At 39.8% G+C, this 13,241-nt stretch carries 13 protein-coding genes; 2 read left to right on the top strand and 11 right to left on the bottom strand.

What is annotated here, in order from left to right:
* Nucleotides 1-20: 20 nt before the first annotated feature.
* The 7 genes from DXA54_RS11395 to DXA54_RS11365 all read right to left on the bottom strand — a co-directional run bounded on the left by DXA54_RS11395 (nt 21) and on the right by DXA54_RS11365 (nt 7,929).
* A complete protein-coding gene (locus tag DXA54_RS11395; protein ID WP_004303732.1) occupies nt 21-1,235 on the bottom strand; it encodes a porin in 1,215 nt (404 codons plus the stop codon).
* A 27-nt stretch (nt 1,236-1,262) separates the two neighbouring features.
* Nucleotides 1,263-2,693: a di-heme oxidoredictase family protein gene (locus DXA54_RS11390; RefSeq protein WP_004300126.1), complete on the bottom strand. Its 1,431-nt coding sequence runs from the start codon at nt 2,691-2,693 to the stop codon at nt 1,263-1,265.
* A gap of 110 nt (nt 2,694-2,803) precedes the next feature.
* A complete protein-coding gene (locus DXA54_RS11385; protein ID WP_008776579.1) occupies nt 2,804-3,958 on the bottom strand; it encodes an imelysin family protein in 1,155 nt (384 codons plus the stop codon).
* 26 nt (nt 3,959-3,984) lie between these two features.
* Nucleotides 3,985-5,325 (bottom strand): hypothetical protein, encoded by a 1,341-nt coding sequence (locus DXA54_RS11380; RefSeq protein WP_120079507.1) that lies wholly within the window; start codon nt 5,323-5,325, stop codon nt 3,985-3,987.
* 390 nt (nt 5,326-5,715) lie between these two features.
* A complete protein-coding gene (locus DXA54_RS11375; protein WP_004300123.1) occupies nt 5,716-6,078 on the bottom strand; it encodes a DUF2023 family protein in 363 nt (120 codons plus the stop codon).
* Nucleotides 6,079-6,111: 33 nt separating this feature from the next.
* Nucleotides 6,112-6,618, bottom strand: coding sequence for a flavodoxin FldA (fldA, locus tag DXA54_RS11370; RefSeq protein ID WP_004311873.1), 507 nt, complete (start codon nt 6,616-6,618; stop codon nt 6,112-6,114).
* A 135-nt stretch (nt 6,619-6,753) separates the two neighbouring features.
* On the bottom strand, nt 6,754-7,929 hold the full coding sequence (locus tag DXA54_RS11365; protein ID WP_004300121.1) for a phosphoribosylaminoimidazolecarboxamide formyltransferase: 1,176 nt from the start codon (nt 7,927-7,929) through the stop codon (nt 6,754-6,756).
* A 208-nt stretch (nt 7,930-8,137) separates the two neighbouring features.
* Between DXA54_RS11365 and DXA54_RS11360 the strand changes: the two genes are divergently transcribed.
* A complete protein-coding gene (locus tag DXA54_RS11360; protein WP_004311871.1) occupies nt 8,138-8,842 on the top strand; it encodes a hemerythrin domain-containing protein in 705 nt (234 codons plus the stop codon).
* Entirely contained in the window at nt 8,832-9,443 is a 612-nt protein-coding gene (locus tag DXA54_RS11355; protein ID WP_004300118.1) for a helix-turn-helix transcriptional regulator, read from the top strand. The genes DXA54_RS11360 and DXA54_RS11355 overlap by 11 nt, the downstream gene beginning before the upstream one ends.
* Before the next feature lie 543 nt (nt 9,444-9,986).
* On the opposite strand, the gene DXA54_RS11350 is transcribed toward DXA54_RS11355, so the two are convergent.
* From DXA54_RS11350 to DXA54_RS11335, 4 genes are read right to left on the bottom strand one after another with little or no spacing between them, the layout of a single operon-like run.
* Nucleotides 9,987-10,634 carry an acyltransferase gene (locus DXA54_RS11350; protein ID WP_004303727.1) on the bottom strand — a complete coding sequence of 216 codons (648 nt, stop codon included), beginning with the start codon at nt 10,632-10,634 and terminating at the stop codon, nt 9,987-9,989.
* Nucleotides 10,586-11,533: a glycosyltransferase family 2 protein gene (locus DXA54_RS11345; protein WP_120079505.1), complete on the bottom strand. Its 948-nt coding sequence runs from the start codon at nt 11,531-11,533 to the stop codon at nt 10,586-10,588. The genes DXA54_RS11350 and DXA54_RS11345 overlap by 49 nt, the downstream gene beginning before the upstream one ends.
* An 11-nt stretch (nt 11,534-11,544) precedes the next feature.
* Entirely contained in the window at nt 11,545-12,702 is a 1,158-nt protein-coding gene (locus DXA54_RS11340; protein ID WP_004300115.1) for a sugar transferase, read from the bottom strand.
* Nucleotides 12,703-12,719: 17 nt separating this feature from the next.
* Nucleotides 12,720-13,085, bottom strand: a complete 366-nt coding sequence (locus tag DXA54_RS11335) for a PleD family two-component system response regulator (protein WP_004300114.1) — start codon at nt 13,083-13,085, stop codon at nt 12,720-12,722.
* Nucleotides 13,086-13,241 lie beyond the last annotated feature (156 nt).

Here is a 13,241-nt window from a genome sequence, read left to right as displayed (position 1 = left end):
CAAATCCTTTCTTGTGCTATTTAGAATGTATACTGAAGTAGAATACTGGCCGAATGTACTGCCAAACCTAAATCGTCGTTATCCCGATCAAGTTGGGTATCATGACCTTTACGGGCAATATACTGGTACATCGCTTGTAACTTCAGATTACAGTTCTTGAAAAAATAGTTCATACCCACGGCTGGCATATTTAGAAAACCATTGGTGTCCATTCCGTTACGGTTGAAGAAATCATAGCGTGCAGCTGCTTGCAGACGGGGGGCAACGAAGTAACCACCTTGTACATAGCCGCCCAGGTAATTATATGACTCGGAAATCTTTTGTCTTTTTGTGAAGCCAACATTCATATAATAGACTTCAGCACCCAGGTAAAGTTTGTTCTTTAGCATTGCAAACTCCAATCCGGCACGATAATCATTGGTACTTTCATTTTCACTTTCTACATTGATAGAGGTAGAAATACCAAACATGATTTTGTCTTCATTCAGCCTGTTCGGATTTCCCTGTGTAGCGGGCATCACTCCTTTAGGCATATAGGTGAAACGTCCGGCGTACAGTAAAGACGGAATGTGCCAGTCATCACTAAATGTTTTTGTTGCTGTATTTACCGCTGCACCCGTACCGTTGAATAAACCGATTTCATACCCGAATTTATCAGCTACCAAACCGTGAATCTCTACACCTAAATCGAATCCGGTGCCAATATTGGGTGTTACCGCATTCAAAGAATAGGGGAGGATAACGGGAGCAGTCAGTGATACTGGCAAACTAGGTAACAATGTTTCTCCCAGTGTTGTCAGGTAGGCATGTGAAAACGGAGTTTTGAATTTACCGACCCGGATGGCAAACTGCTTTTTCAGTTGAACATCAAACCAGGCTTGTTGAAGTAATGCGCCTCCACTGGCTGCCGCATTTATGGAAAGGTTGAAAGATACTTTATCGAAAGCCTTTCCGGTGAATCCGAGTACGGCGTAAGGAACTGAAAATCCGGAGTTGGCTATGTTATCTTGATTGTATGCTTTATCCAGTCCTTCATCGTCGTACCAATTGAAGTTTGCACTGGTCTGTACGAGCAGATAGGGTTTGAATACAAAATCTCCTTTCTTGGTTTCGATAGTGAATCCTTCTCTTCCAGCTAATGATACTACACCATTTTCTGTATCTTCTTCATGTTGTGCCATAGCGGCCAAAGGCATTATGGCAGTCAGCATGGCAATGATTATAAATCTCTTCATAATTACTTTATATATACTACTTTTAGTTTAAAGTGAATTTAAAAATGCAATCAGCGCATCCCGGTCTTCCTTACTCATATTCTTAAATAAGTTCTTTGATGCTTCTCCTTCTCCGCCATGCCACATGATGGCTTCTGTCAGATTGCGGGCACGTCCGTCATGCAAGAAATAAGTATGTCCGTTGACCTTTTCTTGTAAGCCGATTCCCCAAAGAGGGGTAGTACGCCATTCGTTTCCACGTGCCAGCCCGCTTATATAGTTGTCGTTCAGTCCGACTCCCATAATTTCAGAACCCATATCATGTAATAGATAATCAGAATAAGGGTGAATCGTTTGACCGCCTAACCACGGGAGTTGAGTATTATTTAATAAAACACTACCACGTGTCTTAGTGTGTAAAGTGGTCACATGACAGAGATGACATTTGGCTTTATAGAAGTTCTGTTCCCCTTTGATTACTTGCGGATCGTTTACATTACGCCGGGCGGGAACACCAAGACTTTGCATATAGAGATCTACGTTTTCCATCTCTTCTGTGCTGACATCCAGTTGGTCGTAAGAAAGCCCCATCATGCTACCTTGGTTTACTTGTATTTGTCCTTCACAGATTTCTTCCGGATAGCGGCTGTTGGTAACGCCCATATCACTGGAGAATCCCAATTCTACAGTTAAATCGGCATGTTGAGCTTTGTTGCCGGACAATCCCAGACTTCTCACTCCGCGTTCGGTGATGTAATTACATCGTCCGCTGATTCCATATTCGGGATAATTACTTTTTGCTGCAAGTGCTTCAATTTCAACAGGATCTAGTGCCATCATTTGCCCCATGCCTACATGGCGTAATGGAATACGTACGGTACAAAACAAATCTTCCGGTTTGATTTCTTCGGCATACCATTCAGATATAGTATAATTGGGTTTGCAAAGTGTGTAGGCTTCTCCATCAGGGAAAGAAAATGTCTCGTAAGTGTATTCCACAGACAGTTTGCCTTCCGGTTGCACTCCATAGATTGCCTGGTCATGAAGCACACGTCCATAATCTTGAAAGAAAGCTCCGTTTTTACGGGATATGTAGACTAGCATGGAAGAGAATCCATAGCTGCCCGATCCACCCTCTGTCCATAAAGAGGGTTTGGTACGTCCCGCATTCCGGTGGCAACTGCCGCACGAATAACCGGCATAAACGGGACCAAGTCCGCCGCCATGACCGTTGTTACTTGTACGTACATCGTCATATAGTCTGTCACCTCGGGTGAAACGTACATCGTATGCTCCTGTTATCCAATCTGCAGGCGTGTCATAAGCAACAGACGAATTCAAGAAAATAGTTGATGTTCCGGCTGATAGAGCATAGCCCTCCGGAATCTCGATATCCAATATGTCAATTCCGTCATCATTACAGGCAGAGCATGCCAACAGGCAAAAGAAAGAGAATGAATATTTTAGAAAGTGATTCATTGTTTATTGACTTTGTTTCAATAATATGTTTTAAACATACCAAAGAAGTAAAGGTGGATCATTGAATTCCAACCTTTACTTCTCAATAATATCTTAGCTAAGATAAAGCTTTATTGTACTTTACGTGGTTCACCGTTTTTGTAGAGAAGGAATTCCAATGTGTGGAAACCGCGTACATTTTGTGCCGATTCGACAGCAGCTTCATCATCACCTTCACTCCATTCGAGATCGCTCCAACTTTGAGAATTCAGTATTTGTACAATAGCATTCTGATCCAAAGGCCAGCTGTCCATGTTAGGATCAAGTCCCATTTCGTCTACCGGACCGAATAAGAAAGCTTCGCTCTTTTCCCATGGTTCACGGGCAGTGATCCAAGCATCACAAGCTGTTTCAAAAGCACTATTTGACGGATTGTCTGCAAGGGCTATTACTGCATTGTAGAGAGCGTCATTTTTTTCTTTCAAACTTTTGTAGGTAGGCACTACTACTGCATCTACATATTGTGTTACTACAGGATTAAGTACTGCGTCCGTATTGATATTGTTGCTATTATTTGCAATATAGGATTTTAAGTCATTCTTCAGTATACTTTCCAGCTCTGCACAAGCATCCATAGCTGCTACCGTTTCGTTACTGGGAATATGATTACGGAAAGGTTGCGGAATATCCTGAATGGCTTTTGCCGCTTTTTGGATAGCATTCTTTATCTTGGTATCTAATGATGAATTAGCACCGGCGATAACAGTAGATAAAGAATTAGCATTTATATTACCGTCTAAAGAACCGTAATATGCATTCCGGATGGAATAAATGTTATTGGTATAGTCATCACGAGAATGCCAGCTGTACCAGGATTCCACAGCATATAATGCTTCTTCAGTATTTCCGGCTTTATACAAGTTGTATGGGTCACCAATTTTGGCAGTACCGACTTCATTGGCAATTTCCGCGCATTTATCCACGATTTCTTCCACACAGCTCAAGGCGCTTGCGTAAGGAGAGCCACTATGAGCCTTGAACAGGGAAGCATAGCTTTCACCTCCTTTATAGCTTGAATTCCATGCGTTGTAGAGATTGGTTGCATCTGTTTTTAGAAGTGCTGCTACATTTCTCATGTAGTTATGCCAGCTTGATGCGTTTTCAGGAGTGTAATCAATATTGGCAGGATCTACTGTTGGGTTGTCATCATCACTGCTGCAAGAAGTTGTTGTGAATGCTAATCCCAATATTAGGGCTGCGACATAAAAGAATTTTGTTTTCATCATATAAAAATTAAATAATTGATTATTTGTTATTTCTTAATAAACCATCCTATATAGGCAATTCCAATAGAAAATTCGTTTTCACTGTTGTATGACTTTGATACGCCAAAAACTTTATTTGTACCAATCTGGCGGGTTGCATAGTCTGCTTTTATCACTAAGTTTGGCAAAGCGTACCAATTTAATCCCGCTGTCCACATACTTACTTGGCAACGTTTTTCCATCGTTTGCCCTTTTTCCCCTTTCTCTTGTGGGTTGTAGTATTCATAGCGGGCAAATGGATAGATTACCGGAATCTTTTTATTGCCTCCGAAGACCGAGCGGATATTAATGCCGGCTTCTGCTGCATAACTTACGGCATTCTTCGCTACCGGAGCCAGACGGCTGTAAGGCGATTTATTGGATAATTTGACATTTGCCTGACTTACTCCTAATGAATTTCCTAAATTTCCATATAAGATATTACCGCGTGCTGTTACATATTTATTGCGATACTGTGCATCTGCGGTGAAGATTCTTATCGGAATTTTTCCATAGTTTGCATAAGTCTGTTCTTTATCAGAGTTGGCTCCTGCATCTGCACAATAATAAAATGATGCACCTACACGTAAACCGGGAACTCCTTTATAATCTAAACGAAATACATACGCGGGAGAAGTGAAGTTGTCTTCCTCAAAGATTCCCTGTTTGCCACTACCTACCCATGTGTTACGATCGAATCCATTAGGGTTCAGGCCTGCTACCACCATAGCTTGGTAATCGAAGCTTGCATACCCTTTTCCGAAAGAACCAAAGATTTCCAGACCATTTTCATGCCAGGTAGAAGGCAAAAGGCTTGTTTCACCTTCCGGGCGTGAAGTTCCGAAGAAATTGATCGGTTCATGGTGTGCGTTAGTCAATCCTACCGGAACAATAATATGTCCGGCACGTACATTGAGGGAGCGGTGAATTAAACGTGTGATGTGAAATTGTTCGATAGCTACTTCACCTCCTTTTTCAACTTCTGTTTCGTATTCACCGTTTTCGGTGTTTTCTAATTCGAAAGCTGTACCTGTTCCACCAGATTCGAACTCAATCTCTGCACCGAGTATCCATTTGGAATTGAACTTATAATCAAAAGCTAAAACGAAACGGGGAATTGAAATGGTATTCCTGTTTTTCTTTGGATTACCATCGTTTCCTCCATAGAAACGGTTGATGCCATAATCTTTAAAATTAGCGACCATTTCACCGTATCCTCCAAAACGGAATTTTGTATATTCTTCTGTAGAAGAAGAATTACTACTTTTGGAAATTTCTTTTGTCTCCTGTGCTGGAATTGTAAGAGAAGATAGGAGACTAAGAATAACGATTGCTGTTATTTTTCTCATCTTTTTAATAATTTTATCGGCTGCAAAGTTAGATGAGGTTAAAAAATGTGGCAATACCTAATATTAGGCATAGTTGTTTCTTAAATTCAGTATATGTAGGTAATTTTAATCTAAAGAGTAAAAAAAATATAGTAGTAGATAAAATAAAACAGACAAAGGTGTATTTAAGTATGATAATTTTTACTGATATACACCTTTGTCTGTTGTTAGTGTGTAGGGTAGTCTTTATTATTTCATAGTGTCACCGATTTTGTTTGTAATTGAGCGAATCGTTTCTTCTACAACCAGTTTCCTTGAGTATATCTACCATCAGGAAACTACCTTTTCAGAAACGATTCAACTCAGACAAACTACATACAAACAAAGCTAAACTTATGCTAAGGTTATCGCTTAAACTGCCATCTTTATACCTTCTTTTTTACTGCAATATCGTTTGCATTGCTGGCAAAGGTCATATCCCAGCATGGCTCCTAAAATAAAATCTTCTTCGGCAGTCAGTTGGTTTAAAGGACGGATGATGATGTGCCGCATGGCTTCCATACATTCTGCCTTTCCAAAAAACAGGTTGATTTTATTGGTACCTACTTCCTGTATCATATAACTGATCTTTTGATTTTTCAATCGGCGGATGGCAAATTCTTCGTGCTCTTTACTCATTGTGTAAAGTACCATGTTGCGTACGCCTTTCTTAAACTCATAAATATGATTAAGAAAAATTCGGATTTCGCCGGGGATGATTCTTTCAGTTGCCATGATGCAAAGTATTCTTTTTATGTTAAGGTAAAATTAGCTAATTTCTTGTTTCACTTGTTCAGCCCATGCGCTGATACGTTCGTCTGTTTTGCTATCTTCGTTGACTTCGTCAAGTGGAAGACCTACAAACTTACCGTCTACGACGGCAATGGAAGAATCGAAGGTATAGCCTGCAGTATCTGTTGCTCCACAGAATTTGCAGTGGGTATCTTTCAGATCTTCATAAAGAATACCTATTGCGTCACAGAATGTGTCGCTATACGAGTCAGAGTCGCCGCAACCGAACAAGGCTACAGATTTGTGGGATAAATCACACTTCTTTAAAACTTTTACTCCATCGTACCAGTCGTCTTGAAGTTCGCCTGCTCCCCATGTGGAAGAGCCGAGCACCAATACGTCATATTCATTGACTAATGCCTCTGTTAGCTTGGATACATCAAATACATCTGCCGATGGTACATCTAATTTCTCTGCAATTCGACGGGCAAGGTCTTCTGTTGTTCCTGTTGTGGAACCATAAAATACACCAATTTTATTCATCTTTGATTCGTTTTTAAATGTAACGCTGCAAAGATAGAGGGTCTTAAAGAAATAGGAAATCCCCATTTATAATGGAAGATTTGTCTCCTTCTCATTATAAATGGGGATATATGGAATAAAAAATGGTCGATCTTTTTAATGGTGGAACAAGCGGATGCCTGTAAATGCCATTGCCATATTGTATTTGTCGCAAGTTCCAATCACATGATCGTCACGTACTGATCCGCCCGGTTGTGCAATATAGCTGACGCCACTCTTGTGTGCGCGTTCTATATTATCTCCGAATGGGAAGAATGCATCTGATCCTAAAGCTACGCCTGTCATCGTATCCAACCATGCCCGTTTTTCTTCGCGTGTCAGTATTTCAGGCTTTTCAGTGAAGAACTGTTGCCAGATACCGTCTGCCAGTACGTCGTCATAATCTTCCGAAATGTAAACGTCAATCGTATTGTCACGGTCTGCACGACGGATTTTTTCAATCCATGGCAAGTTCATCACTTTCGGGTGTTGGCGTAAATACCAGATATCTGCTTTATTTCCTGCCAGGCGCGTACAGTGAATACGTGACTGTTGGCCTGCGCCAATACCGATTGCCTGTCCGTCTTTGGCATAACATACAGAATTGGATTGTGTATATTTTAAAGTGATTAAGGCAATGATTAAGTCGCGTTTTGCATCAGCCGGGATTTCCTTGTTCTGCGTAGGCATCTCTTTCAAAAGACTTTCATCGATCTTCAATTCGTTTCTTCCTTGTTCGAAAGTTACTCCGAATACATCTTTATGTTCGATAGGAGCCGGGCGGTATGCAGGATCTATCTTTATTACATTATAGGTTCCTTTTCTTTTATTCTTTAGAATCTCCAGTGCTTCGGGAGTATAGTCAGGAGCAATGACGCCGTCGGATACTTCACGGTTGATGATGCGTGCTGTTTCTTCGTCACAAGTGTCGGACAATGCGATAAAGTCTCCGTAAGACGACATACGGTCTGCTCCACGTGCACGGGCGTATGCTGTAGCCAATGGAGATAGTTTCATGTCATCGACAAAATAAATCTTCTTCAGCGTGTCGCTCATTTCTACCGCAACAGCAGCACCTGCAGGGCTGACATGTTTAAAAGAAGCGGCAGCCGGCAGTCCGGTAGCTTCTTTCAGTTCTTTCACTAGTTGCCAACTGTTGAATGCATCCAATAGATTGATATAACCGGGACGTCCATTCAATACTTCGATGGGGAGTTCGCCTTCTTTTATGAAGATACGGGCAGGCTTTTGATTAGGGTTGCAGCCGTATTTCAGTTCGAGTTCGTTTGCCATTTTATTAATTACAAATTACGAGTTACTAATTACAAATTGATAGCGACAAAATTACTAAAAAAAGACTAGCTTGCCTAAAGTTACGCTACAAAATAGTAGCATATAATTAGTATTTGGCTATTTCCGGCGAATTAAAATACCTATAAATGATGATTGTATTTCAGCAAAATATTCCGTTCCTTTGCAGTCTCTAATATAAATAGGTATGATGGATAATTTACAAAAATATAAGCCAACTGATAAGATGATTGATCTCATCAGCGATAATTATTCTTTGTTGCAAGTGATGAGTCGTTTTGGGCTTTCGTTGGGGTTCGGTGACAAGACAGTCAAGGAGGTGTGTGAACTGAATGGAGTAGACTGCCGGACCTTTCTGATTGTAGTCAACTTTATGGCTGAAGGCTTTTCCCGGCTCGATGGAGATAAAGATGATATTTCCATACCTGCATTGATTGATTATCTGCGGCAGGCACATATTTATTTTCTGGATTTTTCTCTTCCCGCTATTCGTCGTAAATTGATCGAGGCAATCGACTGTTCGCAAGACGATGTTGCTTTTCTCATCCTTAAGTTTTTCGATGAATATACACGAGAGGTGCGTAAGCACATGGATTATGAAGAGAAAACCGTATTTAAGTATGTCGATTCATTGATTAAAGGAGTTGCTCCCAAAAACTATCAGATCAGTACATTTTCCAAGCATCACGATCAGGTAGGGGAGAAATTGACAGAACTGAAAAATATCATTATTAAATATTGCCCTGCCAAAACAAATGAAAATCTTTTGAACGCGGCTCTTTTCGACATATATGCTTGCGAAGCCGGACTGGAATCTCATTGCAAGGTTGAGGACTATATTTTTGTTCCTGCTATTCTGAATTTGGAAAGGAGGATTAGGGAGAATGAAAAATAACGAAGTAGTTCGAATAGCTATTGCAGAGACCTCTGTAATTATTCGTGGTGGGTTGACTGCTGCATTGAAGCGTCTTTCTAACGTAAAAGTACAACCAATAGAATTACTGTCTGTTGAAGCTTTGCACGATTGCGTCCGAACGCAATGTCCCGAGATGTTGATTGTCAATCCTACTTTTGGTGATTACTTTGATGTAGCTAAGTTTCGAGAAGAAATATCCGGTAAAAGAATACGTTTAATAGCGTTGGTTACTTCTTTTGTAGATGCTTCATTATTGGGTAAGTATGATGAGTCTATTTCGATATTCGATGATTTGGAAACTCTTTCTAAGAAAATTGCAGGTTTATTGAATGTGGTTTCCGAAGAAGAAGAGATGGATAATCAGGATACGCTTAGCCAGCGGGAAAAGGAAATCGTCATCTGTGTGGTGAAGGGAATGACAAATAAGGAAATAGCGGAAAAGCTTTTTTTGTCGATTCATACAGTGATTACACACCGAAGAAATATTAGCAAAAAATTGCAAATACATAGTGCTGCCGGTTTGACTATCTATGCTATTGTAAATAAGCTGGTTGCATTGAGCGATGTGAAAGATTTATAGCCTGCGGAAGTGTTATAAAATATAAAACCGTTTGCGCACACGAAAAATATTCGTACCTTTGCAAAGCAGTTGAGAAATTGCTGTTAGTTTATAAGGTAAAAGAAAATATTAAATAAGGTATTAGGTTAGACAGTTTAAGGTATTAAAAGTTTTTTAGTTTAGTTCAATAGGATAAGTTTTTAGTAGAAGGTAAAAGGATAACAATAGGTAAGACGTTTTTAGGTAAAAAGAAGATTAGTTTTCAGGAAATTTGAGGTACTATGGAAAAGCCTTTAGGCTTTTCTGATGCAGTGGCGAGTGGTTCTATAAAAAGAATTAGCTCGTTTTTTATTTATATGGGATTTAAGTCTGTGGATTGGATTAAGGTAATAAAAAACAAAATCCCGACGAAATCGCTTCGGCGGGACTCTATTTCATTTTTTACTTAAATGTGGCTACGTAATAAAATTATGACTAATTAATTCAATTCTGATACTGCAAAGATAATGCGTTTCAGAATGTGTCACAATCACCTTTATGAGGTATATTCTGTAGCTATTCTCACTATTTATGGTTAGTAGCAGGTGTTTTCTCTACTTTTTTCCACTCTTTAGTCTCGAAATCGTATGTTTTTATGATTCTTGCAGGGCATCCGGCACATATTGAATAGGGTGGGACGGAATGACTGACTACACTTCCGGCGGCCACTACGCAATGTTTCCCTAAAGTTACTCCCGGTAGAATGACCGAATTGGCACCTACCCATACATCATCTTCGATGACAACAGGCAGTGTGCTGACACCTTGTTCGTCAATCATCTTTTCTGCATCCTGATAATTATGGTTGAGTCCTGTGACCGTTACATTCTGTGCCAGGTTGACATGATTGCCAATATTAACCGGACCTATGATTGTGTTTCTCAATCCGATGCGTGTATAATCTCCGATTGTCAAGTCGCCAACTGCATTATTCAGACAAGAGAAGTCTTCGACAACAGAATATTTACCCAAAGAGAATCGGTTGAAAGGAGGGAGGTCTTTGCGTACACTCCGATAGATGACAGAACCCTTTCCGCGTTTCAGGTATATGAAATCGAAGAGCCGTATCCACCAATTAGGGCGAGTTTTAACGGGGTGCATGATAAAACGATGTACAGCCTGTTTTAAGCCGGGGTTTTCTTTAATTCGCTGTTTAAGTGTTTTCTTCTCCATATTGAATGTTTTTTCTTCTTTTTGTCCTCTACCAGATAATCAGGAATTGCCAGGCTATAAGTGATTAATAGACCGAAAAGTGCAATCCACCATCCGAATGATAAGGTCCAATTATATACGGTAATCAACGAAGTCCAAATACTTACGAAGATACATAATTTAAGTGGAGAAGGCGTTAATTGTTGTACGATCCGGTTGCAGAAACTCCAGTTTCCTTCAAATATGGAAGGGAGTAAGTAGGAAGTTGTTTTCCGGATACGTTTACGGTAAGGACAGGCGGGTGCGGACTGGCAATAAACAATCACATCCGGCAAGTAGTCAATGTATATATTCTGTCGGAATAATTTTCGTTCGATATTAGTCTTAGAACTTTTCATGTTCTTTTGCAGCCATTTTAGGTCGATTGCCATATTAGTTCCCAATAAATTGGATGACAGTCCGAATTGTGTATTGCCGGCTCTACAGAGGCTGTTTTTTATTTCCTCACGTATAGCCCGGAAGCGATTACGGATGCCTTTGCGGTTTTCTACTATCGTATGTAGTTGGATGGCTTGTACACCGGCATCATAGGCATTATATATCTTATTCAGGAATTGCGGAGATAAAGCGCATGCTGTATTGGACAGGAAGAGAACCAGATCATATCGTTCCTGATCTAAACTGTTGATTGCCTGATATAGATCGCTGTATGTGATAAACTCGTACTCTTCTTCTTTATACACATCCGGAAGAATACTTCCCTCCGGAACGAGAATGGCGCAACCATATTCCTTTTGAGCCTTCGGGTAGGTGATATGTTTGAAATGTGAGGCTATGGCCATCACAAAGAGGTATAGGAGCAAAAGCCCTGTACAGAAGAATACCAGATCATCTATTATGTAGATATAAGAGCCTATCATCTGGAAGGAGATTATACGTTCTCTTTTTGAATGAATGCAGTAACTGTTTTCAGAATAATCTTTATATCCAACCAGAAAGAGAATGTCTTTGCATAGGTGATATCCAATTGCTTGCGTTCTTCAGCAGAAAGTTTACCGGCTTCGCCTCTTTTCTCTACCTGCCATAAACCGGTCAATCCGGCCGGACCCATGAAACGGTCGATGTGTTCATCGCTTGTCAGCAACTCGGCTTCATAGAGTGGGAGAGGGCGGTTGCCTACTATTGACATATCCCCTTTTAAAATATTAATAAGCTGGGGTAACTCGTCAATACTATATTTACGTATAATACGTCCAATCTTAGTTATTCGAGGGTCATTTTCCAGCTTAACGAAAGCATTGCTTTTTTCCTTGGACTTCTTGTTTATGTAGTCTTCTTCGGAGATTACGAAATCGTCAGATATCAAGAGGATTTCTTCTTCATCGATTTCTTCATTCACTTCCGCTTCCGGTTCTTCTCCCCAAATATCCTCATCTTCCTGCTGATATTGGTTAAGGGCATTGAAATCCTTTAAATGCTTGTCTGCATCAGTATACATCGAACGGAATTTAAGGAAGTCGAATATCTGATAATTACTTCCTACGCGCTTGGATTTGTAGATAATAGGACCCTTACTTTCTATCCGGATAGCTAGTGCAGTAAATATTAAGAGAGGAGAAAGACATAATATCGCCATTCCTGAAAAGAAAATATCAAAGGTTCTTTTCCATAAAGGCAGGCGGAAAGCATTTATATTTTGTGCTTTAAGTTGAAGTGCCTTTATTTTCTGATCTTTTCTTCGTTTAAGGAAAGTTGATAAATCTTTTAAAGCCTCCTGGCTTGTTTCATATTTTATCGTATTGTTGATACCGGCTTTAAGGTATTCGGATGCTTCTTCCTTAGATAAGGAGTCGATAACGAGTACCATATAAAGCCCCGGATACTTTTTACGCATGTATTGGATATCTGCAATATCTTTGGATATGTTCACTTGTTCGAAAAATAGAGCTGCGTCATATTTTTCGCGTATTTTCTCCAATACTTTGACAGCTTTGCTACAATTGGGTGCAGCATAGAATACCCCAATACTTAGTCGGGAGAGTAGTTCTATTGTTTTGCTATCTCTGCCTATATAAACAAAATATTGCATGTGTAGAAGACCCGGTATTAGTCAATAATCTTTTTGATTCGGATTTTGAGTTCCAAAGGGTTGAATGGTTTCAGGATATAGTCTTCTGCTCCTTCTTCCAATAGTCTGATTCTTTCCGTTGTACTTTCCTCACTGGATAACATAACGATAGGAATTGACTTGAATAATTCATTGTTCTTCATGTATCTTAAGAATTCATCCCCCATCATGAGAGGCATACGAATGTCTGAAATAATGAGGTCAGGTACATTGCCTTCATTAAGCCATTCTATTGCTTTGATGGGATCTTCCAAATAGGTAAAATCATACTCTTTTCCTAGATACACACCGGCCACTTTTCCGATTGTCGATTTATCGTCGACTAGTAATATTTTTTTCTTCATACGAATAGACCTTTCTATCGCTTGCTTTGTTATTTGATTTATAGATTAAGATTGTTGTCACATAATATTTGTGATACACTGCAAATATAGATATTATTTTAGAATAATCCCCAATCAGGAGAGTAAAATTCGTGATATATCTTTTTTTTCTATTAA

The sequence above is a fragment of the Bacteroides sp. OF03-11BH genome, from assembly GCF_003604005.1.
GTDB lineage: Bacteria > Bacteroidota > Bacteroidia > Bacteroidales > Bacteroidaceae > Bacteroides > Bacteroides ovatus.
The sequence above is the reverse complement of the archived record's forward strand: the minus strand, read 5'-3'. Positions and strand labels throughout refer to the sequence as shown.

Excerpts from the sequence above, each read along its gene's own strand:
- fldA (WP_004311873.1), bottom strand. The coding sequence starts at position 6,618 with ATGAATAAAATTGGTGTATTTTATGGTTCCACAACAGGAACAACAGAA.
- DXA54_RS11340 (WP_004300115.1), bottom strand. The coding sequence starts at position 12,702 with ATGCAATATTTTGTTTATATAGGCAGAGATAGCAAAACAATAGAACTA.
- DXA54_RS11335 (WP_004300114.1), bottom strand. The coding sequence starts at position 13,085 with ATGAAGAAAAAAATATTACTAGTCGACGATAAATCGACAATCGGAAAA.
- DXA54_RS11385 (WP_008776579.1), bottom strand. The coding sequence starts at position 3,958 with ATGATGAAAACAAAATTCTTTTATGTCGCAGCCCTAATATTGGGATTA.
- DXA54_RS11365 (WP_004300121.1), bottom strand. The coding sequence starts at position 7,929 with ATGGCAAACGAACTCGAACTGAAATACGGCTGCAACCCTAATCAAAAG.
- DXA54_RS11395 (WP_004303732.1), bottom strand. The coding sequence starts at position 1,235 with ATGAAGAGATTTATAATCATTGCCATGCTGACTGCCATAATGCCTTTG.
- DXA54_RS11355 (WP_004300118.1), top strand. The coding sequence starts at position 8,832 with ATGAAAAATAACGAAGTAGTTCGAATAGCTATTGCAGAGACCTCTGTA.
- DXA54_RS11375 (WP_004300123.1), bottom strand. The coding sequence starts at position 6,078 with ATGGCAACTGAAAGAATCATCCCCGGCGAAATCCGAATTTTTCTTAAT.
- DXA54_RS11350 (WP_004303727.1), bottom strand. The coding sequence starts at position 10,634 with ATGGAGAAGAAAACACTTAAACAGCGAATTAAAGAAAACCCCGGCTTA.
- DXA54_RS11345 (WP_120079505.1), bottom strand. The coding sequence starts at position 11,533 with ATGATAGGCTCTTATATCTACATAATAGATGATCTGGTATTCTTCTGT.
- DXA54_RS11380 (WP_120079507.1), bottom strand. The coding sequence starts at position 5,325 with ATGAGAAAAATAACAGCAATCGTTATTCTTAGTCTCCTATCTTCTCTT.
- DXA54_RS11390 (WP_004300126.1), bottom strand. The coding sequence starts at position 2,693 with ATGAATCACTTTCTAAAATATTCATTCTCTTTCTTTTGCCTGTTGGCA.
- DXA54_RS11360 (WP_004311871.1), top strand. The coding sequence starts at position 8,138 with ATGGATAATTTACAAAAATATAAGCCAACTGATAAGATGATTGATCTC.